The sequence below is a fragment of the Peristeroidobacter soli genome (genome assembly GCF_004138485.1).
Lineage (GTDB): Bacteria > Pseudomonadota > Gammaproteobacteria > Steroidobacterales > Steroidobacteraceae > Steroidobacter > Steroidobacter soli.
Genome location: NZ_ML142848.1, coordinates 1121566 through 1146300 on the forward strand (window position 1 = coordinate 1121566; position 24735 = coordinate 1146300).

At 62.6% G+C, this 24735-nt stretch carries 19 protein-coding genes and 1 pseudogene; 7 read left to right on the top strand and 13 right to left on the bottom strand.

Annotated elements, in window-relative coordinates:
* Positions 1 to 2 precede the first annotated feature (2 nt).
* The 8 genes from EKO19_RS04580 to EKO19_RS38560 all read right to left on the bottom strand — a co-directional run bounded on the left by EKO19_RS04580 (position 3) and on the right by EKO19_RS38560 (position 4220).
* Positions 3 to 587, bottom strand: coding sequence for a hypothetical protein (locus EKO19_RS04580; protein ID WP_129775203.1), 585 nt, complete (start codon positions 585 to 587; stop codon positions 3 to 5).
* Positions 588 to 685: 98 nt separating this feature from the next.
* Positions 686 to 1105 (bottom strand): hypothetical protein, encoded by a 420-nt coding sequence (locus tag EKO19_RS04585; protein ID WP_129775204.1) that lies wholly within the window; start codon positions 1103 to 1105, stop codon positions 686 to 688.
* Between the two features lie 67 nt (positions 1106 to 1172).
* Positions 1173 to 1541 carry a hypothetical protein gene (locus EKO19_RS04590; protein ID WP_129775205.1) on the bottom strand — a complete coding sequence of 123 codons (369 nt, stop codon included), beginning with the start codon at positions 1539 to 1541 and terminating at the stop codon, positions 1173 to 1175.
* Between the two features lie 27 nt (positions 1542 to 1568).
* Positions 1569 to 2486 carry a hypothetical protein gene (locus EKO19_RS04595; RefSeq protein ID WP_129775206.1) on the bottom strand — a complete coding sequence of 306 codons (918 nt, stop codon included), beginning with the start codon at positions 2484 to 2486 and terminating at the stop codon, positions 1569 to 1571.
* Positions 2487 to 2566: 80 nt separating this feature from the next.
* Positions 2567 to 2767: a hypothetical protein gene (locus EKO19_RS04600; RefSeq protein WP_129775207.1), complete on the bottom strand. Its 201-nt coding sequence runs from the start codon at positions 2765 to 2767 to the stop codon at positions 2567 to 2569.
* A 185-nt stretch (positions 2768 to 2952) separates the two neighbouring features.
* Positions 2953 to 3465 carry a GNAT family N-acetyltransferase gene (locus EKO19_RS04605; protein ID WP_129775208.1) on the bottom strand — a complete coding sequence of 171 codons (513 nt, stop codon included), beginning with the start codon at positions 3463 to 3465 and terminating at the stop codon, positions 2953 to 2955.
* A gap of 205 nt (positions 3466 to 3670) precedes the next feature.
* On the bottom strand, positions 3671 to 3913 hold the full coding sequence (locus EKO19_RS04610) for a hypothetical protein (RefSeq protein ID WP_129775209.1): 243 nt from the start codon (positions 3911 to 3913) through the stop codon (positions 3671 to 3673).
* A gap of 136 nt (positions 3914 to 4049) precedes the next feature.
* A complete protein-coding gene (locus EKO19_RS38560; RefSeq protein WP_175596953.1) occupies positions 4050 to 4220 on the bottom strand; it encodes a hypothetical protein in 171 nt (56 codons plus the stop codon).
* Positions 4221 to 4230: 10 nt separating this feature from the next.
* On the opposite strand from EKO19_RS38560, the gene EKO19_RS04615 reads away from it, so the two are divergent.
* Positions 4231 to 4926, top strand: a complete 696-nt coding sequence (locus tag EKO19_RS04615) for a 2-keto-4-pentenoate hydratase (protein WP_175596954.1) — start codon at positions 4231 to 4233, stop codon at positions 4924 to 4926.
* Positions 4923 to 6248 (top strand): Xaa-Pro dipeptidase, encoded by a 1326-nt coding sequence (pepQ, locus tag EKO19_RS04620; protein ID WP_129775211.1) that lies wholly within the window; start codon positions 4923 to 4925, stop codon positions 6246 to 6248. Before EKO19_RS04615 ends, pepQ begins: the two co-directional genes overlap by 4 nt.
* A gap of 204 nt (positions 6249 to 6452) precedes the next feature.
* On the opposite strand, the gene mscL is transcribed toward pepQ, so the two are convergent.
* Positions 6453 to 6869, bottom strand: a complete 417-nt coding sequence (mscL, locus tag EKO19_RS04625; protein WP_129775212.1) for a large-conductance mechanosensitive channel protein MscL — start codon at positions 6867 to 6869, stop codon at positions 6453 to 6455.
* 481 nt (positions 6870 to 7350) lie between these two features.
* On the bottom strand, positions 7351 to 8742 hold the full coding sequence (sthA, locus tag EKO19_RS04630; RefSeq protein ID WP_129775994.1) for a Si-specific NAD(P)(+) transhydrogenase: 1392 nt from the start codon (positions 8740 to 8742) through the stop codon (positions 7351 to 7353).
* Between the two features lie 392 nt (positions 8743 to 9134).
* On the opposite strand from sthA, the gene EKO19_RS04635 reads away from it, so the two are divergent.
* The gene (locus tag EKO19_RS04635) at positions 9135 to 11627 is read left to right on the top strand and encodes a TonB-dependent receptor (protein ID WP_129775213.1); all 2493 of its coding nucleotides are present in this window, start codon (positions 9135 to 9137) and stop codon (positions 11625 to 11627) included.
* A 143-nt stretch (positions 11628 to 11770) separates the two neighbouring features.
* Positions 11771 to 12748, top strand: coding sequence for an FAD:protein FMN transferase (locus EKO19_RS04640; protein ID WP_129775214.1), 978 nt, complete (start codon positions 11771 to 11773; stop codon positions 12746 to 12748).
* 7 nt (positions 12749 to 12755) lie between these two features.
* Here the strand turns inward: EKO19_RS04640 and EKO19_RS04645 are convergent, their stop codons facing one another.
* On the bottom strand, positions 12756 to 14864 hold the full coding sequence (locus EKO19_RS04645; protein WP_129775215.1) for a tetratricopeptide repeat protein: 2109 nt from the start codon (positions 14862 to 14864) through the stop codon (positions 12756 to 12758).
* An 87-nt stretch (positions 14865 to 14951) separates the two neighbouring features.
* On the opposite strand from EKO19_RS04645, the gene EKO19_RS04650 reads away from it, so the two are divergent.
* Positions 14952 to 15287 (top strand): hypothetical protein, encoded by a 336-nt coding sequence (locus tag EKO19_RS04650; protein WP_129775216.1) that lies wholly within the window; start codon positions 14952 to 14954, stop codon positions 15285 to 15287.
* Here the strand turns inward: EKO19_RS04650 and EKO19_RS04655 are convergent.
* Positions 15284 to 16195 (bottom strand): hypothetical protein, encoded by a 912-nt coding sequence (locus EKO19_RS04655; protein WP_129775217.1) that lies wholly within the window; start codon positions 16193 to 16195, stop codon positions 15284 to 15286. The two genes, EKO19_RS04650 and EKO19_RS04655, sit on opposite strands and share 4 nt — an antisense overlap.
* Positions 16196 to 16321: 126 nt before the next feature.
* Here EKO19_RS04655 and EKO19_RS04660 point away from each other — a divergent pair, with 126 nt between their 5' ends.
* Together EKO19_RS04660 and EKO19_RS04665 are read left to right on the top strand one after the other, a co-directional pair.
* Entirely contained in the window at positions 16322 to 22699 is a 6378-nt protein-coding gene (locus tag EKO19_RS04660) for an AAA family ATPase (protein ID WP_175596955.1), read from the top strand.
* 25 nt (positions 22700 to 22724) lie between these two features.
* Positions 22725 to 23909, top strand: a complete 1185-nt coding sequence (locus EKO19_RS04665; RefSeq protein WP_129775219.1) for a vWA domain-containing protein — start codon at positions 22725 to 22727, stop codon at positions 23907 to 23909.
* A gap of 382 nt (positions 23910 to 24291) precedes the next feature.
* Here EKO19_RS04665 and rplQ read toward each other — a convergent pair.
* Positions 24292 to 24684, bottom strand: a pseudogene (rplQ, locus tag EKO19_RS39085) (50S ribosomal protein L17); the annotation flags it as partial.
* Positions 24685 to 24735: the final 51 nt, after the last annotated feature.

The following is a 24735-nucleotide window of genomic DNA, read 5'->3' on the forward strand; positions in this document are numbered from 1 at the left end:
GCTCAGTACCTCGGAATACTCACATAGATAGTGTATGTGCCACTCTTGGGATCACACAAATGGCTGTCGGCCTTCATCGGAGTCATAGGCTGCGTCGTCAACTGTAGACCCAGACGAGGATGATTCTCCCGCACGAATTGCTGCGCGGACTGTTCATCCATTGCAAATTGCAGCCGCATCGTCCCGTCCTCCATCGTGTAGGCGAGGTCTCCAACATAGTTCACCACACCCGGTTTCGCCTCGAACGTCGGTGACACTGAATCTCGGCACGGCCCGAAGTAAGTGCGGGTCGTCGGAAAAATCAGCGAGACACCGAGGCGCTCTTCCGGACGCGTCGCCTTCACCTTGACGAAGACATAACCCTGCTCTGGAAACGCGTTTACCTCCGGCACATCCAGTCGAGGCCTTCGCCAGGTATTGTCGTGCACGGGTCCACGCACCAGATGGATTCGACTCTCGGGCCGAAACCCAAGCAGCAGAATCGCCTCGTCGCTTCTCAGACGCACGGACGAATCGGATTTGATATTGCTGACGCCGCAGGCGCTTACAGTCAAAAGAAGTAGGACAACACTCAATATACGTTTCATGTTTATATCGTTCCGCTGATGAACATTCCGGTGCGATGCTATCGCGGCCGCTGGATGGGGCCGACGTCCATGCCGTCATGATAGCGTGCGCCGAAGAACTATTGAGATCGCTCGGCCGGTAACGACCACGGTGGACCTTTGGTGCACCGGAGTACGAGACTGCGCCTGCCCAGGATGAAGCAACTCATCCGTCGCAACAGACCGGCAGCCAGGAAGCCGAGATTGCCGCGCACCGTCAGGGACCAGCGATCGTTGGTCCCGAAGAAGCCGAAGCAGATCGACGACGGCCCTTCGATCTCCAGCTCCTGGATGAACCCGAAGTAGTCCGGTGTAGTGGCACGATCCAGCACGGCGCCGCTGGCGTCCAGCAGATAGAACCAATGACTGGTCCCGTCGAAATAGTCGTAGCTGACGATGAGCAGATAGCCTGCGTCGCACTGAAATTGATGTCGCAACTCGTCGCCGCAAATGACTCCGACGGAACGACCTTCCATCAGCAGAGGCCGGAGGTGATCCAACAATACTCCCCCGGCTGGAGTTGAACCTAATGCGAACCGGTGCGTTGCTTTCATGCCGTACGAGCCATCAAGACTTCGCTTCGACCTTTCCGCGGAAACGTACCACCGCCCGGCCGCCGACCAGGTAGCCGATCAGAGTGGAGACGAGCCAAAGCAGCTGCACCACCCACTTACCGTTCTGAAGCCCGAGCGCCCGGCTCAGAGCTTCGAGGCCGACGATGCATGCCGCGCAGCTGATGAGAGCAATGACATAGACGCCCATCCATTTGACGAAGCCGAGCGCAACGCCTTGTCTCGCCTGTCTTCGCCACAGCACGACAACAATGATCAGCGCAGGCAGTACGGCCTGGGCCGCGTAATAGATTGGATCTGACATCTGAAGCTCTACAACCGCCACAACGGCTTGGATCGCTTGAAGCGCATCATCGGTGTGCATACCTGCTTGGTTACTGACAAATATCGCTCACCAAAATCTCCACCAGGGTCTCGCCGCCTGAGGTGACGATTTCCTGGCCTCAGCTTCTCCGTCATCACTCCCACGCGCGAGCGCCGAGTAATCAGCTCGACCAGCAACGGCGATCGCTACCGCGGTCGAAACAATAGGCAGCTCATCGTGCAGAGACAATCCGAAAGCCCGCATCAGTTGCTCTGTTTCCTTCATGTAGTAGCTTTCAACAGCCATGCCTTCTTCTTGCGGGAGGCGCGCGCCGGAGAAAGCGAGCTGCCCATCAGTGTTCTGAATCATTCGCCGCAGCTGCCCGGACTCGTAGCTCGAGAAGTACGCGCATCCGCCGGCGGTTTCGACGATGAAGGAAACGACCGAGCCGAACCGGACGCTCAGTTTCTCGAGGGCTGCCTCGTCTCCGGGAAGGACGAAGCTGAAGTCCATGAGGATGGCCCAAGGCCCGTCCTGGCACAGCACATAGGCCTCGACTCCTTGATTGTCCTTGGTCCAATCGGCCGCCGACACAAAGCGCTCGTGGGCGCTCTTCCAGGACCAAACGTCGTCGACATTGGCGAACCCCTCGGCGGAATCGACAACCTCCAATTCTGGCCAGGTCTCCGAAAAAGCAGCCCTGAGCTCAGACAGCGACGTCTTCGCGGCGATGAGTCCGAAGTGCATGCCCATAGGTTTGCCTACTCCGCGAGAAACAGCGAATCGGTCCGAACAAATGCGCCCATGTGACGTTTCCGCGGAAACGTCAGGCAGCAGTTCTATTTCAGAATCCAGAACATCGGCGACCCACTTCACGGTGCCGTCGGAATTGATGCAGAAGACGATCCCCATCGACTCGCCATTCGGGCCGGTAAAGCCCTGATCGGGCTGTACGATGTCACCTATGGCGGGCAAAGATGACCCGTCGCCAAGCGTCAGGTCCACGCGATCCAACGGAATGTTGCTGATCGACCTGGCTTTCGGTGGGCGAAGCGCGCGCCCGTGACAACCTCGCTCGGCGCCACTCACTTCGCGTCGTAACACGTCTTTGACTCCGACTCGCTTTCCTTGAGCTCGAGACATAAGTTGTGGGTGGCCCACAGCACACAATCCTCATCCTTGTCGCCGAAACACATGACCGCGGCGGGCTGGTCGGTCGACTCGAGGAACTTCAAGTCGACGATGGCGACCAGATCGACCCTGCTGGCGGCATTGGCGATAGCCATGACAGTGCGAGCAAGCTGCCGACCGGAGCTTGGAATCCGGTGCGCGAAGTTTGATTCGCGTTTTTCATCGCCCGCCCCCAGGCACAGCGTCCGTGTGCCAGTGGCGATGAGGATAGACGAGCGGCACGAGCGCGCGCCACCAACGTGGCGAACGCAGCTGGAGCGTCGAATGTCAAATGCCGGGGTCAGCGCACCCGCTGCCGATTCGTCGAAATGAAGGTCTGGTGCACCTCGCCGTGCGCCACTTTTTCAGCGAACTTGCCGCCGGTGTATTCCGTCAGGATGGCGCGCCAGAAACCGACGGCAGCTTTGTTGTGGAGGAATTCGGTGATCTCCCAGCTGCCGGCGAAGCGGTTGAAGATCAGTTGAGCGGCGTCGCGGCCGACGCCGAGGCGGCGGGACTTCAGGGCGATGAAGAATTCGGCCATGCGGAAGTCGACCTGGTCGCGGCGATTCCGCGGCGGGCGGCTGACGAGCGCGAAGCCGGCGGGGTGGTCGTCTTTCAGGATGATCAGGGGATAGGAGCTGTCATCGGCGAACCACCGGGCCATCAGTTCCGTCTGCACCTCACGGGTGGCCGGGAACACGCCGGTGTTCATGCTCATTTGCGACAGGTCTTCGAGGTACTCCGGGTATTGAGCCTGGATCCATTGACGGTCGCGGGGAGAGTTCAGGGCATCGCGAATACTGACGGGCACGGCTTGCTGGCGAGTCCCTTGCCACCTCCGAGTTCTAATTCCGCGAGTACGGTACTGAAAAAGCGGAGCCGGCGATATCGGTGATCCCCGCGGCCGAAGGATCCGGGCGATCCTCAAAACAACACCGGGCGGAAAGCCCGCCCGGTGTTGGTGGGAACGGATGTTGCCATCCGCTCCTCAAGCTCGGTGACCGAGCCTGGCTCGATTACTGAGCCGGGGGCGGCGTGGTCTCGCCAGCCGGCGGCGCAGTGGCGGCGTCAGCAGGAGCTTCGGCCGGAGCGGCGCCTTCAGCAGGAGCGGCAGCAGCGTCGGCAGGAGCTTCGGCAGGAGCCGGAGCGGCTTCGGTCGCGGCAGGAGCAGCGGCGTCGGCCGGAGCCTCTTCCTTCTTGGCGCAAGCAGCGAGCGACAGCGACAACGCCAGAGCGGCGAGGATCATCTTTGTGTTCATGTGAACGATCACCCCAATGTGATGTAGGTTGATTGAACAGCAACGGATCAAGTGGCTCGCGCCACCATTCCCATGCGGCGGCGGGAGTCTAAGATGTTTCAGTTTGCTTTGAAACAGTCATGCAACATCCGATCGATCACGTCGCCGCATAAAGACAAATCACAAACACCATGAAAACCAGAGCCGCGCGCAGCGCCGCGTCGATGTCATTGATCTGTATCGTGCTCAGCGCGTGCAGTTCGACAGAACATCGGGTCGTTGACGAAATAGTGACATCCTGGCGCGAACAGCGCTCGCTGCCCAACATTGACGAAACGTTGACAATCGATTCCGCGTATCGCGTGCAAACGCGCAGCGTGCGCGAGCGATTGCATGGCGAGAGTCCGGCAGGATTCAAAGCGGGACTCACATCCGCGCCCGCGCAAGCACGTTTCAAAACCAACGATGCGGTAGCGGGCGTGCTGTTCAAGGGAGGAGCAGTGCCTTCTACGAGCACAGTGAGCTTGCACGCAATGCGTGGTCTCTTCATCGAAGTCGAAGTGGCGATGCGCATCGGTACGCCGATCGACAAACCACTCGCGGACGTCGCAGCACTGCGCACACACATCGATGGCGTCGGCCCCGCGATCGAGCTTCCCAATCTCGACTACGCGCAACCGCCATCGCTCGATGCCGTCGACATCGTCGCCACCAACGTCGCGGCAGCGAAGTACATCGTTGGTGAATTCGCTTCGCCTCAACAGCGCGATCCGAATGCGACCGACGTTCGCCTGGTGTGCAACGACAAAGAAATGCTCACCGGCAAAGGCACCGACGCGCTCGGCGATCAGTGGCGCGCGGCGTTGTTCCTGGTGAACAAAATGGTCGCGCAAGGATGGACGCTGGAGCGCGGGCAGATCTTACTCACCGGCTCGCTGGGTCGGATGGTTCCCGGCACGACGGGGCACTGTGTCGCCAGTTACCATGCGGGCCAGACGCAATGGGCGCAGCTCGAGATCAACGTAACGCCATGAACGCCCCACTGAAATCCTCATACACGGCGCATCTGCAAATCCAGCGCCGCCACACCGACGAGGCGCTCGCCGCCACCGGCTTCGACGCGGTGGCGATCTACGCCGGCGGTCATCACATGCAGTTCCTGGATGACCAGCCCTACCCGTTCAAGCCCAATCCCCACTTTCGGCTGTGGACACCGCTGGCGGAACCGGTCGACTGCTGGATCGTGTATCGGCCCGGGCAGCGCTTGCAGCTCGTGTTCCTGCAACCGGTGGACTACTGGTACCAGCCGCCCGAGATGCCGAACGATTTCTGGACCGATCAATTCGACTTCAAAGTCATTCGTGAAGCATCGGCAGCGAAAGCGCACATTGCTGGCGTGGGTCGCTGTGCATTCATTGGTGAATGGCGCGACGAATTTACCGATTGGGGTTTCACCGGACGCAATCCCGAGCCGCTCATGCATCGCTTGCATTACGTGCGCGCGTTCAAGACGGAGTACGAGCTCGAATGCATGCGTCGTGCGTCTCGCATGGCTGCACGCGGGCACAAAGCCGCTGAAGCGGCGTTTCGAGCTGGCGGTTCGGAGTACGACATCAACATGTCGTATATCCGTGCGACGGGACAAACGGAGAATGAACTGCCCTATCCCAATATCGTCGGGCTCAATGCCAACTCGGCGGTACTGCATTATCAGAATCAGGAACGGACGGCGCCTGCGCAGTCGCGTTCGTTTTTGATCGATGCGGGGGCGCAGTTTCATGGTTACGCAGCTGATGTCACGCGCACTTACTCGCGTGAGAACGATGACTTTGCGGCGTTGATCAAGGCGATGGATGACGAGCAGCAGGGTCTGTGTTCAGAGGTGCGTGCTGGCGTTGATTACGCCGATATTCATTTCAGTGCGCATCGGCGCGTTGCGAAGATTCTGCGTGAGTTTGGAGTGATCACGGCCGCGCCGGAGGAAGCGCTGGCGAGTGGACTGAGCAGCGTGTTCTTCCCGCACGGCGTCGGTCACTTGCTGGGACTGCAGGTCCACGATGTCGCGGGTTTCACTGTGACGCCGGATGGCCAGCAGAAGGCGCGTCCGCAAGGACACCCCTATCTGCGACTGACACGGACGTTGCAGCCGGGCTGCGTCGTCACGATCGAGCCGGGGTTGTACTTCATCGATCAATTGCTGGAGAAGGCGCGCACGTCGCCGCTGGGCAAGCAGATCAACTGGGAAACGGTGGCGCAGTTCAAGCCGTTTGGCGGGATTCGCGTCGAAGACAACGTCGCCGCGACGACGGGTGAGCCGGAGAACTTGACGCGTCCGGCGTTCGCCGCCGTGAACTAGAGCCGTCTTGCACGGGGAAAGCGTAGACGAGCGATACGCAGGCGTCGGCACGATACGTAAGCGTCAGCGCGACATGCGAGCACCAGTGCGATACGCAAGCGCCAGTGCGACACGTGAGCGCCAGCGGAGCGCAGGCGTGCCCCGCGAAGCGACTGCCGCGCAACGCAGGGTCGGCGCAAAGCGCCAACCCGCGTCAGCGACACCTCAGCGCTGCTGCTGTTTGAGCAGATCGCGAATCTCTTCGAGCAGAACTTCCTGGCGAGGCGGCGGAGGCGGCACTGCGGGAGCGGCGGGCTTGGCTTCCTCGGCGCGACGCAGGCGGTTGATCAGCTTCACGATCATGAAGATGGCGAAAGCCACGATCATGAAATCGAACGTCGCTTGCAGGAACACGCCATAGCGGATGGTCACCGGCTCCACGCCTTCCCGAATCGTCGGTAAGGTCACCGCGAGCTTGGTGAAATCCACGCCGCCGATGAGGTAGCCGAGCGGCGGGGTCACCACATCGCTGACCAGCGAGCTGACGATCTTGCCGAACGCGGCGCCGATGATGATACCGACGGCCATGTCGACCACGTTGCCCTTGACGGCGAATTCCCGGAATTCCTTGACGAAGCTCATAGCCACCTCGATTGGAGTTGTTAGCGCAACGAACGATACGCCAACCCAGGTGACAATTAGAAGCCGCCAGGTCAGCCGATGGAGCCGGCATGGGCCGCGACCGACGCAGCTCAGGGACAGATTATAAATCCGCCCCCATGACGAGCTGACGATCAGAAGCCGCGACGGCCTGGCCGGGGAACGGATTGAAGTCCGCTAGGGCCTGTTAACACTCATTGGATGGGCTGCGTTGCGCCTCCAATCGCCTGCAGCAAGGCGCAAAGCGCAGCCCATATGTCGATATGGGCAAGCTTTGTAACGCAGCGGCAGGCGATTCGAGGCGCAACCCGTTTAATGAATAAATATCCTTAGATGGGACGAGCTATTGCGGTTCAGGACGTCGTTGCTCCTCCCTTATGTGCAGAGAGCACACGGCGCTCGTCCCGCCTAGCCCTGAACCGCAATAGCTCGTCGCAGCCCATCCAATGAGTGTTAACAGGCCCTAGGTCAGCCGGTTGATGCCGTTATACGCCGCCACCCGGTACGCCTCGGCCATGGTCGGATAGTTGAAGGTGGTCTGGGTGAAGTAACGAATGTCGTTGTTCGGGCCGGCCATCACCGTCTGGCCGATGTGCACGATTTCCGAAGCGTTGTCGCCGAAGCAGTGGACTCCCAGCACCTGCATGGTCTCGGCGTGGAAGATGATCTTCAGCATGCCGACGCGCTCGTCCGTCATCTGCGCGCGCGCCAGGTTCTTGAACGAGCAGTGACCGACTTCATACGGCACCTTCGCTTCCTGCAGCTCGCGCTCGCCGCGACCGATCGAGGAGATCTCAGGGATCGTATAGATGCCGCTCGGGATGGTCGCGGTGCTATGGGGCGGAATGGAGGGATCGAGCATGTGCTGAACGGCATGCGAGCCCTGCACATACGCGGCGCTGGCCAGCGCCGGCGGTCCAGTAATGTCGCCGACGGCGTAAATGTGAGGCACGGCCGTCTGGTAGTGCTGATTCACTTCGATCTGGCCACGGCTGTTGGCCTTGAGGCCGACAGCATCGAGCTTGAGCTTGTCGGAGTTGCCGGTGCGGCCGTTGGCCCACAGCAGCAGATCCGATTTGATCTTGCGGCCCGATTCCAGATGCAGGACCACGTCGCGCTCGCGGGCTTCCAGTGCCTTGAACTGCTCGTTATGACGAATCACGCAGCCCTGTTCGCGCAGGTGATATGACAAAGCCTCGGCGATCTCATCGTCCAGGAAGGACAACAGCCGGTCGTGAGTATTGACCAGCGTCACCTTCGCGCCTAAGTTGATGAAGATCGAGGCGTACTCACAACCAATGACTCCCGCACCATAGATGGTCACGGAGAACGGATGCTGGTCGTAGCGCAGGATGGAATCGCTGTCTCGAATGCGTTCGTGGCTGAAGTCCACTTCGGGTGGATGGTACGGCCGCGACCCTGCCGCTATCACGATGTTCTTGCCGCTGACGCGCGTCGGCTTGCCGGTCGACGGCTGGATCTCCAGCGTGTTGGCGTCCACGAAGCTGGCCTCGCCGAAAAACACCGGAATCCGGTTCCGTTCATAAAAGCGCCGGCGGCTCGCCACCTGGGCCTCGATGACCTTGCCCGCCGAAGCCAACAGCTGCGGGTAGGTCAGCTTCGAGGCGTCGTGAAACTCGCGGAGCAGCGGGTTGCGCCTCAGGTCGTGGAGGATCTTCACCGCATGACGCAGCGCCTTGCTGGGGATGGTGCCCCAATGGGTACAGCCGCCGCCCACCTCGAAGTAGCGCTCGACGATAGCCACGCTGCGATGATTCTTGGCCGCCGTGAGCGCCGCGCCCTCGCCGGCGGGACCGCTGCCAATAACCACGAGATCGAATTGTTCGGTCGCCATGCTCGGTACCAGACTCTGATTCAAAGACTCCAGGCCGGTCCTGCGCATCCATGCGCCCCCGGCATTCGGGCGTCCTGCCCAGCACCGCGCATCATCCCCGACTCGTTGTCGACGAACAACAGTTCAGTACTGCAGAACGCAACAACCACGAGCCCGGCTCGGCCGACACCTGGGGCTAGCCCGGACTGCATGGCGCAATCCCCGAATATCCCGGCCTGCAGTCGCCATGTTTGAATCATTTTGGTGCTTTTGCGAACGTTGCTTTTACGCAAAGTCTCTTTCGCTGGCGCGCCGAACTCAGTTAGTCTTCGGGTGCTGAGTAACAGCAGCGGGCCAGTGAGCCCCGCCATGACAAAGTTCTGAATCTGGTTGGATCTAAACAAGGGGGATCCATGAAAGATCGAAGTGAGCGGCTGCGCCGTGCAGTGGTGGGTGCACTGGCTCTGGTGACCTTGCCTGCGCTGGGCCAGCAGGCATCGGAACCTCAAGAATCACGCACCATCGACACGATCATCGTCACTGCGCAGAAACGCGAACAAAGCCTGCAGGACGTGCCGATCGTAGTGACCGCCGTGTCCGAGCAACTGCTGAAGGACACCGGCGTCAAGGACATCAAGGATCTCACCATCCTCACGCCTGGCCTGCTGGTGACGTCGACCTCGAACGAGTCGGTCACCACCGCTCGCATCCGAGGCATCGGTACGGTGGGCGACAACGCCGGCCTGGAATCGTCGGTCGGTGTGGTCATCGACGGCGTGTATCGGCCGCGTAACGGCGTCGGCTTCGGCGACCTCGGCGAGCTGGAACGCATCGAGGTGCTGAAAGGCCCACAAGGCACGCTGTTCGGCAAGAACACCTCGGCCGGTGTGATCAACGTCGTCACCAAGCGGCCGTCGTTCGACTTCGGCGCCGACGTCGAGCTCACCGCCGGCGATTACGGCGCGATGGAAGGCGCGGCATCGGTGACGGGCCCGTTCTCTGAAAAGGTGGCCGGTCGTTTGTATGTAGCCTCGCGCGAGCGCGACGGCTATCTCGACATCGTGCGGGGCCCTGGCCCGCGCACCGACGACGAAGACGTCGATCGCAAGTTCACCACCGCGCGCGGTCAATTGCTGATCAAGCCCAGCGACGCGCTGGATATTCGCTTGACGGCCGACTACACCGATCGCGACGAGAACTGCTGCGCGGCTCCGCAAGCCATACTGACGCCTGTCACCGGCGTGCTCACGGTGCTGAACGCGTTGCAGCCGGGCTCATTCCGCAATCCCGCCGATCCGTTCGATCGGGTCGCCTACTCCAATCGCTCCACCAAACAGGAAGTGACCGACAAGGGCGTGTCGATGGAGCTCAATTGGGATCTCGCCGGCCTCGGTGGCGCGACGGTCACCTCGATCACCGCGTATCGCGATTGGGAAACCATCAACGGCCAGGACGCCGACTTCACCACGGTCGACATCCTGTATCGCAACCCCGACGGCAACTTCGGCAACGAGTTCAAGCAGCTCTCGCAGGAATTGCGTCTGGCCGGCGAGAGCGACAAGCTCAGCTGGCTGGTGGGCCTGTTCTACGCCGACGAAGACCTGGACTCGCGCGACCAGCTGATTCAGGGCACGCAGTTCCAGAATTACTTCGTCGGCTTGACGGGTGGCCCGACCGCGAGCCCGCTGGTCACGCTCGGCATCCTGACGCCCGGCTCGTATCCGGCCAACGCCGCGACCAAGGACGTGTATCAGCAGAATTCCAAGAACTGGGCGCTGTTCACCAACAACAGCATCCGCTTCACCGACGCGCTGGAACTGACGCTGGGTCTGCGCTACACGGATGAGTCGAAGGACCTCGACTCGCATTATCAAAACCTGCACGACGGTCTGGGCTGCACCCAGCTGCGCGCCAACGCCACGCTCCGCAACGCTGCGATCGCCGGCAGCTCGGGCGCGCAGACCATCTACGGCATCGGCTGTAGCGTCACCTACGCCGATCCGATCTTCGGCAACGTCCAGACCAAACAGTCGCTCGACGAAGAACAATGGAGCGGCACCGCCAAGCTCGCCTATCGCTTCACCGATGAAGTGATGTCGTATCTGTCGTACGCGAAGGGCTACAAGGGGGGCGGCTTCAATCTTTATCGCGAGCGCAACGGCGTGTTCCTGTTACCGGTCGGCGCGCCTGGTGGCCCGACGGTCGACACCGACACTCACTTCGAGAAGGAGACCGTGGACTCCTACGAGTTGGGCGTGAAGACACAGTGGGCCGGCAACAGCCTGCTGGTGAACGGCGCGGTGTTCTACCAGGACTACAGCGACTTCCAGCTCAACACCTTCACCGGCCTGCAGTTCATCGTGACTTCGCTGCCGCAGGTCGTGTCGCAGGGTGTGGACGTGGACTTCGTATGGTTCACTCCGCTCGAGCAGCTGAGCCTGCAAGGTGGCGTGACCTACGCGGAAACGACCATCGAGGACTTCGGCGGCCCGGCCAACCTCGCGTTCTTCCGTCCCGAGCGCAAGGACGACACGCTGTCGTTCGCACCGAAGTGGTCGTCGAGCCTGTCGGCGACTTACGACCAGCCCATCGGCAACAGCCTGCTCCTCCGCGCCAATATCGGTGCGCGCTACACCTCGGAGTACAACACCGGCTCGAACCTGGATCCGCGCAAGATGCAGGATGCAATGACGCTGGTGAACGCACGCCTGGGCTTCGGCGCTGCCGACGAGAAATGGATGGTCGAGCTGTGGGCGCTGAACGTGACCGACGAGGACTACTACCAGGTGCTGTTCGACGCCACGCTGCAAGGCTCGTCGACCGCTCCGAATCGCTCCGAAAGCACGCTCAACGGCTTCCTGGGCGCGCCTCGGACTTACGGTGTGACGGCCCGGTTCAAGTTCTGATAGCAACGACGAAGACTCTCGCAGGAGTCGGGGCGGCTTGGGCTCAACCAAGCCGCCCTTTTCTTTTACGAAGGATCGGGCATCCTGCCACGACCTCGCCGCCGCCATGGCGGCGGGCTCACCTGTTCGGGCTTCGATTCAATATGAAACACCTGCTATCGACGGTCCTGGCGCTGTTCGTTCTGGTTCAACCGGCCCGCGCCGAATGGATGGAGCGCGTCGAGGACGGGATCATGGGGACGCGCATCACGGTGGAGCTGTGGGCTACCGACGAGGCGCAAGGCAACGCCGCCATCGAGGCCGTGCTCGCGGAGATGCGGCGGGTCGATCAGGCGATGAGCACCTACAAGCCGACCAGCGAGCTGTCCATCGTCAATGCGCGCGCGGCGCAGGAGCCGGTCAAGGTTTCGCCCGAGCTGTTCGATCTGCTCACCACGGCGCTCGAGTATTCGCGCATCACCGACGGCGCGTTCGATATCACTTACGCGAGCGTCGGCTACATGTATGACTTCCGGAAACATATCCATCCGGATGAGAAACAGATCGCCGCCGCCTTGCCGGGGATCAACTATCGACACCTCGAGCTGGACAAGAAAAACAGCACGGTGCATTTCGCCCGCGCCGGCATGCGCATCGATCTGGGCGGTATCGGCAAAGGTCACGCAGTCGATCGAGGCATCGCCATTCTTCAGGCGCGCGGCATCGACCATGCCCTGGTGACCGCCGGCGGTGACAGCCGGATCATTGGAGATCGCTTCGGTCAGCCTTGGGTGGTGGGCATCAGGCATCCCGATCGCAAGGATGAAGTGATCGCGCGGATTCCACTGGAAGATGCGGCGCTGTCAACGTCGGGCGATTACGAACGTTACTTCGATGAGGGCGGCGTGCGCTATCACCACATCATCGACCCGAAGACCGGTCACTCCGCCAGCAAAGTAAGAAGCGCGACCATCATCGGGCCGACGGCGACGCGCACCGACGGGCTCTCCAAAACGGCCTTCGTGCTGGGGCCGGAGAAGGCCATCGAAATCTACAACCGGCTGGAAGACATCGATGCCGTGCTGGTGACGCCGGAAGGCAAAGTGCTGTACACCAAGGGCCTGGAGCCACCGAAACAATGAGACGCCGTCAGTTCTTCGCGAGCACTTCGACGTCCGGATACTTGCCGTAGCACGGGCAACGCTTGACGGCTTTCGAGAGCGCGCGCCGCGCCTTCTCCATGTTTTTCTCGAGCAGCCACGCTTGCGTCACGCGCAGCAGCGCCGTCGGTTCGCTGCTGGCCTCGTACGCTTCGTCGAGATCGCGATCCAGCGATGCCATCACTGCCTTGGGCGGACGCTTCGGATCGAGCTGCGACAACGTCAGGTAATAGTAGGCTCGCGCGCCCTTGTCGCCGGTCGTGCCGTTGCCCATCAGGAAGTCGCGCTCCACGATATCCAGCGCCTGCACATACGCATCGATGGCTTTCTGGCGGTCACCGGCGTGTCGATAGGAATCGGCGAGCGCGCCCCACATCTGATGAATCTCCGCGCTGCCGCCGGCCCGCGCCATGTCGAGCGCCGTCTGGCGCAGGCGCGCCGACTCGGAAAAATCCTTTAGATAGTAATAAACCAAGCCGAGAAACTCGGTGCCGGCATACGACGCCGGCGCCATCTCTCGCGCCTTCACGTAGAGAGTGCGGGCCGCCTCGAAATCGCCTCGACAGAAATACATCGTGCCGAGATTGGTCGTCACATACTCGTTGGACGGATCCAGCTCGTAAGCCTTTTGCAAAGCCGTGATTGCGGCATCGAGCGTGCCGATGCCGGATTCATACACGCCCAGCCACATGTACGGCTTCCAGAAGGCCGGCGTGATCCTGGTTGCTTCGCGTGCATGCTCCAGCGAAACGTCGGCCCATTGCTGTTCGCCGGTACGCCGCTGCATTTCGAACTCGACGTTGGCGAGTGCGAGCACGATCTCCATATCGTCGGGCTCCCGCTCTCGCGCTTTCGCGAGCATCGTCATCGCCTGTTCCGCGCGGCCCGATCGATTGAGAAACGCGGCCTGCGCACGAACGACTTCAGGAGCTTCCGGCGCCAGCTGGGCCGCGCGAATACAGGACTTCTCGGCATCCGCGAGCTGGCGCTCTTCGCTGTCGATCCAGACCGCATCGAGGATGACTTCGCAAAGGCCGGCATGAGCGGCCGCGTAGTTTGCGTCGTGACGAAGGGCTGCGTTGAAGTTGCCGGACGCACGGCGCAAGTTCAGCTCGCTCGGCGCCTGATCCATGAACCAGCGAGCACGCAGATATTCGTCTTGAACCGGCGCCAAGGGAAAGTGCGCTGGCGCGCGGGCGTCGCCCGCCGGCAAGCCGAACAACCGATGAACGGCGGAAGTGACGTGATCGGCGACGGAAGCCAATTTTCGAGCGCGGCTGGACGCCGGCAGGCTCTCGGCCCAGATCTGTTCTCGCCGTCCGCGAGCGTCGACGTAGGCGTAGACACGCACCGCCAGCAACTGACCGACCTGAACCACTTCGCCGTCGATCAGCGCGTCAACCCGGAAACGTTTGGCCAGCTCGGCGCGATCCTCGTTGCCGGTGATGGCGGGCAAGGCTGCCGACGCGACGCCCAGCGTGCGTTCCAGGCGTTCGCGAACCAGGACGGCCAACTCGCCGTCCGGGTCGTCCTTGAACTGGGTGATCGCGACTTTGAAGCGCCCGAAGCGCGGCTCCAATGGGGCGGCCTTCGTCTCCTCGGCCACGGATTCGCCGCCGGCGCCGCGCGCGAATAGATACCAGAGACCGCCGCCGATGACGCTGGCCAGAACAACGCAGAGCACGACCAATGGGGCGACGCTCCGCCACTCCCACCCATTCGGTGTTTTCACCGAGGTGACCGGAGCCGGCGCAACGGATACATCGGCAGCTTCGAGCGAACGCTCCGGCGCAGTCGATCCGACATCGGCTTTCGCGGCGCCAGCTTCTGTCTCATCGTCATCGGCGGTGAGATAGAGCAGATAGGCCTCGGTCCCGAGCGCCCGCGCGAGGCGTTCGAGCGTGGCCGGGTCGACGGGCTGCTCCCGAAACACGCGGTTCACCACATCCTTCGGTGCCGCGTCGAGCCCTTCCAGATCGGCAATGCGCTCGGCCAGAGCGGCCTGGGTTTTGAAGCCGGCAGCCGTCAATGCCCGCGTGAGCTTCTGGCGCGATGCCCGGACGCCCCGCCGGCGACTGCGTGGATCGCTTTCAGTCATGGGACAACATTCTTCTCGAACTAGGGGCGCATCTTAACCAGCGTTAAGTGGCGTTAACCACCCGCTTCTGTCGACGCGTGTAACCAATTGTTCGAGCAGTGTGGCGGCATGCATCCCACCCTCGCGTGTTCCCTCGTGCTGCTGGCATCGATCTCGATCGGCGGCTGCGCCCGTGCCCCGGTCGGCATCTATGCCGACGCCAGCGGTGCCACCCGCTACGAGTTCAGATCCGACGGACAGGTCTTCATCTCCGTGCTGGGCACGACTGTCAGTGCCGCCTACGAAGCCAACCGCGACCGCATCCTCGTCAGCGGTCCGCAAGGCACGGTCGTACTGGTGCGCAAAGCAGACCGCCTGCAAGGACCGATGGGATTGGAGCTGCTGCCCCAACCCAAGCAACCCGCCGCCCCGCGCCGTGGCTAACGAACGTTGCCGCACTGAGCGACGGCGGCGGCGCCCGAGGCGGGCAGCCGTTGTTGGAGCACGCTTTCCAGGCATCGCACCCAGTGCTGCATGCTGGCCGCCGGCTGATCCAGGCAGCTCTGCTGGGCTGGCAACCGCCCGGCGATCTGCTGGCCATACACCGTTCTCAAGCAATTGACGTACGGCTCGTCGATGCGCGCGGTGGCGGGATCTTGTGTGACTGGAGCGGTCGAGGAGGCGCAGGAAGCCGGCGTCCCCGGCACGACCACGCCGCCGACCTCAGGACACGCGAACGGCTTGAGGGTCTGCTCCATCTGGCGCCAGAACTGGCCGGGCGCGCTCGACAGACAGCCCGCGCCCTCGCCGGGCTCGACCTGCCGTCGCAGACAGCTCTCCAGCTCGTTCGGCTCGTTCTTGTTCACCACGCAAACGTTGGCGATGCGGGTCACCTCAGCGCCACCGCTCCGGCCGGCCGCTTGCCACAAGCAGGCGATGCGCTCGGTCTGCGCATCGCCGGCCGCGCGCAGCGGCGCTTCGAAGTACTTGCACAGGTCGCTGATGCCCTCCACCGGCATGTTCTCGCAGACCAGATTGAATTTGTCCCCGGACGACGTGTTGTTCCAGATGTCGCGACCGGCGCCGAACAGATCGGAGAGCCAGCCGGTGAAACGGTTCCAGGTGCGCGCCACGGGCCACGTCACGTTACGTCGCCACGCGTCGCTCGCGGCATCGCCGGCAGCCGAAGCAACGCTGCCGGTGATCTCGGCGACCGCCTGGCCCGCCAACTCCGGAGCTCGCTTGATGCAACTGCCGCCGGCGCCGAACAGCGTGAACACCACCGCGACCAGCAGGATGAGTTTGATCAGGCTCCAGGCCGCGCCTCCGCGGCTGTGTTCGCGGCTCGTCATACAATGTTTCTTTTGTAAGTTAATTCGACAACCGTCGGGCACGACGGGCTACGGTCTGTGCCGACGGGCACCGATATTGTATTTTTTCAGTTCACGCGACAAGCGATGAATTGCGGGAGAGTTCTCATGTATCGCCACCAGGCGGCCACCCGGGCCGTCGTCATTGTATTCACAACGCTGGTTGCGTGGTTATGGGCCGCGCCGTCCGCGCATGCGCAATCGTTGTTCGCCAACCCGGTGGCGACCCAGATCGCGAAGAAACAGGTCGAAGCGCAGGAGCTGCGTTTCCTGTTGCAAACCAAGCAGATCAGCGCCCAAGACTATGAGGCCCGGCTGCAAAGTAACAAAGCGCAGATCGCGTTGTTACAGAAAGTGGTCTCGCGCATGTCCAAGGAACAACAGGCGGACGTCCGTGCCCAGACCAAGGCGGCCTACAACGACGGTATGGCGCAATTGAAGGAGTATCAGAAGCAGTACGTGGCACAGCAGCGCCAGCTGCAGGCCGAAGAACGGCAACGGCAGGCCGACGAAAAACGCCAGGCACAAGTAGCGGCCCAGGAACAAAAGCAGCTGGAACGCGAGGAACAGCAGCGTCAGCAACAAGCCGCGCGTGAAGCACAAGCTGCCGCTCAACGACAGCAGGCAGAAGAACGCCAAGCGCAGGCAGCGGAACAGAGACGTTCGCAACAAGAGGAACAGCAGCGCCAGGCAGCCGAGCGACAGGCTCAACGCGAAGCGCAGCTCGCGGCCCAGCGTGAACAACAGGCAGCGACGCCAGTTCAGCAACCCCGCACCACGCCCTCGCCGCAAGTCGCCGCCTCGAAACAAAAGCAGGCGCCGCTCGCTCCGCCAGTATTCGCGCCGCCGCCTGAATCGTCCGGCTTCAACCTCGCTTATCTGTGGTTGCTGTTGATTCCAGTCGCCGGCGGCGCTTGTTTCATGTTCGTGAAGAGGCGCAAGCCGGCGCGCGCGGAGTTGTCGGCGCTCTCGGAGGAAGCAGGTTTCTCGGCGCTGCCCGAATTCGCTGCCGTGAAAGTGACGGCGACGCAACCCGCCCCATCAGTCGCAGCCGCCGCGGTGCCGACCCAATCCGGCGCCAGCGCCAAGGATCGTCTGCTCGCGCAACAGCGCGCGAAATATCAAGCCGCGATCACGGCGGCTACCGATCAGCTGACTCAAACGCAACTGGCCTTGCAGGAACGCGCGGCAATTCCGGAGGCCATCCGACAGGATCTGCGTCGTATCGCCGCCATGGTTCAGAACACGGCCAGCCAGCTGATGCGCGAACGTTATGCCAGCGTGCCCAAGGCGCTGCGCAATGCCGTCGTCCTGATGCCTTTCTTCCGGCGCTTCAAGCGCGCTGGCGGCGGCATGAAGATCCTGATGTTGATCGGCCTGGTGTGGCTGGCGATGACTCTGCGCGCCGTCGCGCTCCAGACCAGCATCGTGATTCCGATCCTGATCTATGCGCTGGTGCTGGTGCCCATCATGTTCTTCTTCGAGCGGCGCGCGCAGATCAAGGCGCCAGTCTCCGCCTTGCAGAAGAGCGCGGCCACGCTGAAACATCCGATGCTGACTTACTGCTATCCGGAGCAGGCCGCCAGCGCTCAGGGCACTTATCAATCGCTGCGAGTGAATGCAGCTCCGGAGCGCACAGTGCTCGAAGACGTGCCGTTCGCACAGTTGCCGAACGATGTGAGCCCGCCGCCCGGCGGCTTCTTCCTCGCGTTCGGCGATATCGCCACGTATCGGCTGAACATCAGCGGCACGCTCGCCCTGGTCGATTCCAAACAAGGCAACGATCTGATGCGCCTGTACGGCGCCGTCTGGACCGAAGCGCTGACCAGACACGCCGGCGAGCTCGCGCCATTGCTCCAACACTTCACGCAGTACGGCCAACTGAAGTGGACCGAACAGCAGCAGCGCCAGGAGATCCCGCGACTGGAGAATCTGCTCGCCAAGGTGCGGCGGCTGGAGCAGATCTGGCGACCGGTGTACACCGCCGAAAAAGTGTTCGAGTTCCTGATCCGCCGCATCGATCTGTTCAACTTGCGTGACCGGGCCACGCCGCCGGGCCTGTTGCTGTACGGCTATGCCGGCAATGGCAAGGAATTTCTCGGCCGCAGGATCGCGGATTCCGTGTTCGGCCAGTTCGTGAAGCCGAGCGCCGAACAACTCGCCTCCGCCAAGGACATCAAGGAACTGTGGAGCGCGCACACGGGACGCGGCCCCACCGTGCTATTCATCGATCATGCGGATCACGTGTTTGCACGCCCCGGCTCCGAGCACGACAGTGCCGGCACCAAGGAAGCAGTCGCGGCGTGGCTCGAGCAATGGAGCAAACATGAAGCCGCGCTCACGAATGTCTGGGTCGTGCTGAGCGCGCAGAGCGAACAGAACCTGCATCCGCGCATGCTTGCTCAGCTCGGCAGTTCCAAGATCGAGATCGTCGCCCCCGACGCGGCGGGTCGTCAGATGGTGCTGCAGGCTGCGTGCCTGGAAAGCGAGTTGCCGGGCAAGCCCCCGCAGTGGGTCGCCGAGGGTGCCAGCGGTGCTTCCATTCGCGAGCTGCGCGAAATCGTGCGCGAAACCAAGGTGCATTCGGTGCCCGACATACCCACCGATGAGCACTGGCGCGCTGCCGTGCGCACAGTGCGCGGTTCGGATGCGTCGTTCCGCGATGAAAGCAAAACCTGGAACCGGCTGGTGCTGCCGCCGGAGATCAAACAAGAGCTGCAACACGCTGCGCGAGTGTTGCGTGAAGCCGATCGCTATAAAGGCAAGGCCGACATTCCCAACATTCTCTTGTTCGGTCCGCCCGGCACCGGCAAGACCGACATCGCGCGCACCATTGCCAATGAAAGCGGCGTGAAGTTCATTGAAGCCAAGACCGCCGACCTCAAGGCGCAGTACATGGGGCAATCGGCGCATTTGGTACGTGAACTGTTCAATCGCGCCCGCGCCAGCGCGCCCTGCGTGCTGTTCATCGATGAGATCGACGCCGTGGCGGTGAAGCGCGGCTCGGGCGATGCGTACACCAACGATATCGTCACCGAAATGCTGGCGCAGATGGAAGGCGCTCAGAAATCCGATCGCCCGGTGATCGTGCTGGCCGCGACCAATCACAAGGAACAGATCGATCCAGCCATCCTGCGGCGGTTCACTTACGAGTTCGAGATTCCGCTGCCCGACGAGGCCGCGCGCGCCGAACTGCTCAAACGTTTCATCGCCGAGCGCCCGCTCGACCCGGCGCTGGACGTCGAAGAGATCGCCGCGTTCCTGGCCAAGCGACTCAACCGCAAGAGCGGCAGCGATCTGTCGATGCTGGTCAAGCGCGCCATGCAGCGTGCCGTGCGCGTCAGCAACTCGCCCGACGATGTGCGCCTGACTCGCGAGCTGTTGCTGGAAGAAGCGATGCCCAAAGGCAAGGAAGTCACCGATCAGGACTTGCAGCGTATCTGGAGTCAGATCGTGCTCAAGCCCGAGGTCAAGGAAGATCTGCTCGACAAGATTCGCATGTTCAACCGCGCCGACAAGGCGGCGCCCAAAGGCCTGCTGTTGTACGGGCCGCCGGGCACGGGCAAGACGGAGATCGCGCGCCGGATCGCCGACTCCGCGAGTTGTTTCTTCATGTCGCTCAAGGGCCCGGATCTCAAGGCGGGTTATATCGGCCAGAGTGGCGAGCGGGTCAAAAAGATCTGGGAACAGGCGCGCAGCCGCGGTCGCTGTGTGATCTTCGTCGATGAGTGCGAAGGCGTGTTCGCGCGCCGGGGCGGGAGCAACTCCGACTCGGCCTCCGAAGAGCTGGTGCAGGCGTTCCTCGCCGAATGGGATGGCGTCGGCACCGAAGACCAGCGCGTGTGGGTGATCGGTGCCACCAATCGCCGCGACCTGCTCGACGACGCCATCGTGTCGCGCTTCGGCGCGGACGTGCAGATCGATCTGCCGGGCGCGCCCCAACGAATCGAGATCCTGCGCCTGGAAATGGCCAAGCTGGAACGGCCGATGGAAATCCCCACCTTCCTCGGTCAGGCCACCACCGGTCTGTCCGGTCGCAACCTGGCGCGCGTCGCCAGCGACGTGTGTACGCTCGCCAGCAAGAGCGGAGGTGTGATCACTGAAGCAATGTGGCGCGAAGTGTTGAATCGTCACGTCAAGGCCGGCAGCGAAGCCGTCGATGAATCGGCGCGCTGGGATTCGCTGATCCTCGCCGATGAAACCCTGGCGAAGCTCAAAGGCGTATGCGAATCGTTGCGACACGTCGAAACATTGCGCGCGCAGGGCGTGCCGCCGCCGAAGGGCGCATTGCTCTACGGTCCGCCCGGCACCGGCAAGACGCAGATCGCGCGCACGCTCGCGAACGAGAGCGGTCTGCCGTTCATCGCCGCGTCCACCGCCGATCTGAAAGCAGGCTTCACGGGTCAGTCCGGCCAGAAAGTTCGCGAGCTGTTCGAGCGCGCGCGTGGCAAGGCGCCGTGCATCCTGTTCATCGACGAGATCGACGCAGTCGCTCCAGCACGTGGCGGCGCCAACGCCGACCAGTTCACCATCGAGATCGTCAATCAGCTGTTGCAGGAGATGGACGGCGTCAAGAAGACCGACCGCCACGTCTATGTGCTGGCGGCAACCAATCGACCCGAGGCGGTGGACGACGCGGTCCGTTCACGTCTGAAGGAAACCATCGAGATCCCGAATCCCGATGCCCGCCTGCGGCAACGTTTGTTCCGCGTGTTCCTCGACAAGCTCAAGACCGACTTCGACATCGACGAGATGGCGGCGGAGCTGGCGCGACGGACCAACAACATCGGCGGACGCGCCATGTCGGCGATCGTCGAGAACGCGTCGCAAGAGGCGGTCAATCGCGCGATCCGTGCCGGCACACCTGACAAGGTCGTACTGACTCGCGACGACCTGCTGCGCGAAGTCACTCCGCGCGGCAGGGAAGTGAGCGAGGCGGACCTGGCGAAGATCTGGGAGCGCATCGTGCTGGCGCCACAGATCAAGAGCGATCTGCTCGACAAGATCCGTCTGTTCAACGCCGCCGACAAAGCCGCCCCCAAGGGACTGTTGCTGTACGGACCGCCGGGCACCGGCAAGACCGAGATCGCACGGCGCATCGCCGACTCGGCGAGCTGTCAGTTCATGTCGTTGAAGGGCCCCGATTTGAAAGCCGGCTATGTCGGTCAGAGCGGCGAGAAAGTGAAAAAGATCTGGGAGCAGGCGCGCGGGCGCGGGCGTTGTGTGATCTTCGTCGACGAATGCGAAGGCGTGTTCGCGAGGCGCGGCGGCAGCAACGCGGATGCCGCGTCGGATGAAGTCGTGCAGGCGTTCCTGGCCGAATGGGACGGCGTCGGCACCGAGGGGCAGCAGATCTGGGTGGTGGGCGCCACCAATCGTCGCGACTTGCTCGACGACGCCATCGTGTCACGCTTCGGCGCGGCCGTGCCGATCGACCTGCCCGGCCCTGCGGAACGGTTACAAATATTGTCGTTGGAACTGGAAAAACTGGAGCGACCGAGTGCCGTTCCGGAATTTCTCGGCCAGGCCACGACAGGAATGTCGGGGCGCAATCTGTCGCGGCTGGCCAGCGAAGTGTGCACTCTCGCGAGCAAGGATGGCGGTCAGCTCACCGACGAATTGTGGCGCGAAGTTCTCAAACGCCACACGCAAGCGAGCAGCGAGGCCGTCGATCAAAGCGCGCGCTGGAGCTCGCTGGTGCTCGGCGATGACATCCTCGACAAGCTCAAGACCTTGTGCGAGTCGTTACGTCACAGCGAGGAATTCGCGGCCCAGGGTTTCGATATTCCCAAAGGCGCGCTGCTGTATGGGCCGCCCGGCACGGGCAAGACGCAGATCGCACGCACGCTGGCCAATGAGAGCGGCCTGACTTTCATCGCCGCGTCGACGGCCGACATGAAGGCCGGCTTCGTCGGGCAGTCGGGACAAAAGGTGCGCGAGCTGTTCGAACGTGCGCGCGGCAAGGCACCGTGCATCCTGTTCATCGACGAGATCGAGTCGGTTGCCTCGGCGCGCGGCGGCAGCAATGCGGATTCGTTCACCGGCGAGATCGTCACTCAGCTGCTGCAGGAAATGGATGGCGTGAAAAAATCCGAGCGCCCGGTCTTCGTGCTGGCCGCGACCAACCTTCGCGAACAGATCGATCCGGCGGTGCTGTCGCGCTTCGAGGAACAGATCAAGATCGGTCATCCCGATGCCGAACAGCGCAAACATCTGTTCACGTTGTTCCTGGGCAAGCTGCCGGCCGAGTTCGATCGCGCGTCGGTGGCGACGGAACTGGCGCAGGCCACGCACGACATCGGCGGGCGTGATATTCGCAACATCATTCAGAAGGCGTCGCAGAAGGCGATCCGGCGCGCGGGCGGCAATCCCAAGAACGTGAAATTGACACGCGAAGATCTGCTGAGCTCGCTGCCCACGCCGCCTCGTTCCGGCTCGCCGTCGCGGCCGGCTCAATCCCCGACGCCATCGGAGCTGAGACCATGATCGTCGCATCGGAGCAGTGGCACTCATGAATCAGCAACGACCTCCGCAATCGCCCCAGCAGCAACGGTCGCAGACGCAATCGCGACCCGCGCCCGCGTCCACACCGACCGCGCCGGCAGCCGCTGATGTCACGAAGGCGGCGATGCCGCCGCCGGCATCGGCACCAGCGGCACCTGCCGCGAGCGGGCCAGTCGCCATCGAGCCTGTCGAAGGAGCAAACAACGATGCGTCGTTGAACTTCGAATGGCGCGTGGTGGAACTGAGCGGGAATCGATCCTTCGGCTGCACGGTGAGCAGCGCGGCCGGTCATCCGATCAGCGTAAGGATCGAGCAGCTCTCGTATCAGAAAACATTGCGCGAGGACGGAGCGATCACGATTGCCGTGATTCCCGCGGGCCCAGCCGGCACGCCGGGAAAATTGACCGCCCGCGACGAAGCCACCGGTGCGACGGCGGAATTCACCTGGCAATGGCAACCTATCGGCAAGTCGAGCGGCGGTTCCGCGCTTGCATCGAAGCTGCTCAAGAAAGCAGCGCCGGCAAATGCTCCAGCCACGAAACAGGCGACGCGAAACGCGAAAGCAGCGGCTAAGAACAAGGCCGGCTCGGCAACCACCGCGTTCTTCGGTCAGCAGGCCAGTGGCCGACGCTTCGCGTTCATCCTCGACATGTCCGGCTCCATGGCGGGCACGCGTTGGGCGACGTGCACACGCGAGCTGTTCGCGTCGCTGCAGGCACTCACTTCGCAGGCACAGTTCTTCGTCGTGCTGTTTTCTTCCAGCGTCGCCGAGCCGCCGGGTCAGTCCGGCTGGATGGATGCGAGCGCGGACAACATCGCCTCGGTCGTCAACTGGATCTCCGGCATCCATCCCGACGGCGGCACGTATCCGAAGCCGGCGTTCGAACGCGTCTTTTCGCTGGGCGGCAAGCCCGACGCGGTTTACTTTCTCACCGACGGCGAGCTGTACGACTTCACGCCGTCGGACGCCCAACGATTGCGAGACGGCGGCAGCACGTCGCTGTGGGGCTCGCTCGCGAGGTTCTTTTCTTTCTCGGGCAACGACAACGAAAGCACCGGCACGGTGATCAACACGATCTCCCTGGACGACCGTTCCAGCAGCAAAGCGCTGGAGACGATGGCCGAGGAGTCCGGCGGGCAGTACCTGCACATCTCATCCAGCGACACGCCCGATCCGGAAGCCGGCGCCTAACCGGGACGAGAGCCATCCCGGGCGGGCCGTCGTCACCATCGCTTCGGCAACCATCGTCTCAACAGAAAAAGGCCCTGAGCTTGCGCCCAGGGCCTTTTGTTTCGTCGGCGCACGCCGCGTCAGGCGCGGCGCAAGCTCACTTCTTCGCGGCTGCTTTCTTCTTGGCAGCGCCGCCGGCCTTCTTCTTCGGCGCGGCAGTCTTCTTGGCAGACTTCTTCGCGGCGGCAGCCTCGACCTTCTTCGCCTTGGCGGCGGCCTTGGTCTCGGCCTTGGCCTTCTTCTCGGCCTTCTCAGCGTCGGACTTCACGGCCTTCTTGGTCACGCGCTTGGAAGCGGCCTTCTTCTTGGAAGCAGCCTTCTTCTTCGGTGCGGCCTCTTCGCCTTCGGTCGACGGAGCGGCTTCGGCATCGGCCAGCTCTGGCTGATCCAGCAGCTGCATGAGCGCCATCTCAGCGGCATCGCCCGGACGCGGGTTCATGCGCAGGATGCGGGTGTAGCCGCCCGGACGCGTCTGGAAGCGGGGGCCAAGCGTTTCAAACAGCTTCACGACCACTTCGGCGTCGCGCAGCAGGGAGAACGCACGGCGGCGGTTGGCATCGCTGTCGTCCTTGCCGAGCGTGATCAACGGCTCGACCACACGACGCAATTCCTTGGCCTTCGGCACCGTGGTGCGGATGGTCTCGTGACGCAGCAGCGAGGCCGCCATGTTACGGAGCATCGCCTGGCGATGCGGGGCATTGCGGCTGAGCTGCCGGCCGGAGAGTTGGTGACGCATTGTTCTAGGTCCTTACACAGAACCGGGGCTCACATCGTGAGCCCCGGGTTT

Coding starts and splice junctions, on each gene's coding strand:
- EKO19_RS04580 (WP_129775203.1), bottom strand. CDS start 587: ATGAAACGTATATTGAGTGTTGTCCTACTTCTTTTGACTGTAAGCGCC.
- EKO19_RS04590 (WP_129775205.1), bottom strand. CDS start 1,541: ATGCACACCGATGATGCGCTTCAAGCGATCCAAGCCGTTGTGGCGGTT.
- EKO19_RS04600 (WP_129775207.1), bottom strand. CDS start 2,767: ATGGCTATCGCCAATGCCGCCAGCAGGGTCGATCTGGTCGCCATCGTC.
- EKO19_RS04610 (WP_129775209.1), bottom strand. CDS start 3,913: ATGAACACAAAGATGATCCTCGCCGCTCTGGCGTTGTCGCTGTCGCTC.
- EKO19_RS38560 (WP_175596953.1), bottom strand. CDS start 4,220: ATGTTGGGCAGCGAGCGCTGTTCGCGCCAGGATGTCACTATTTCGTCA.
- pepQ (WP_129775211.1), top strand. CDS start 4,923: ATGAACGCCCCACTGAAATCCTCATACACGGCGCATCTGCAAATCCAG.
- mscL (WP_129775212.1), bottom strand. CDS start 6,869: ATGAGCTTCGTCAAGGAATTCCGGGAATTCGCCGTCAAGGGCAACGTG.
- sthA (WP_129775994.1), bottom strand. CDS start 8,742: ATGGCGACCGAACAATTCGATCTCGTGGTTATTGGCAGCGGTCCCGCC.
- EKO19_RS04635 (WP_129775213.1), top strand. CDS start 9,135: ATGAAAGATCGAAGTGAGCGGCTGCGCCGTGCAGTGGTGGGTGCACTG.
- EKO19_RS04640 (WP_129775214.1), top strand. CDS start 11,771: ATGAAACACCTGCTATCGACGGTCCTGGCGCTGTTCGTTCTGGTTCAA.
- EKO19_RS04645 (WP_129775215.1), bottom strand. CDS start 14,864: ATGACTGAAAGCGATCCACGCAGTCGCCGGCGGGGCGTCCGGGCATCG.
- EKO19_RS04655 (WP_129775217.1), bottom strand. CDS start 16,195: ATGACGAGCCGCGAACACAGCCGCGGAGGCGCGGCCTGGAGCCTGATC.
- EKO19_RS04660 (WP_175596955.1), top strand. CDS start 16,322: ATGTATCGCCACCAGGCGGCCACCCGGGCCGTCGTCATTGTATTCACA.
- EKO19_RS04665 (WP_129775219.1), top strand. CDS start 22,725: ATGAATCAGCAACGACCTCCGCAATCGCCCCAGCAGCAACGGTCGCAG.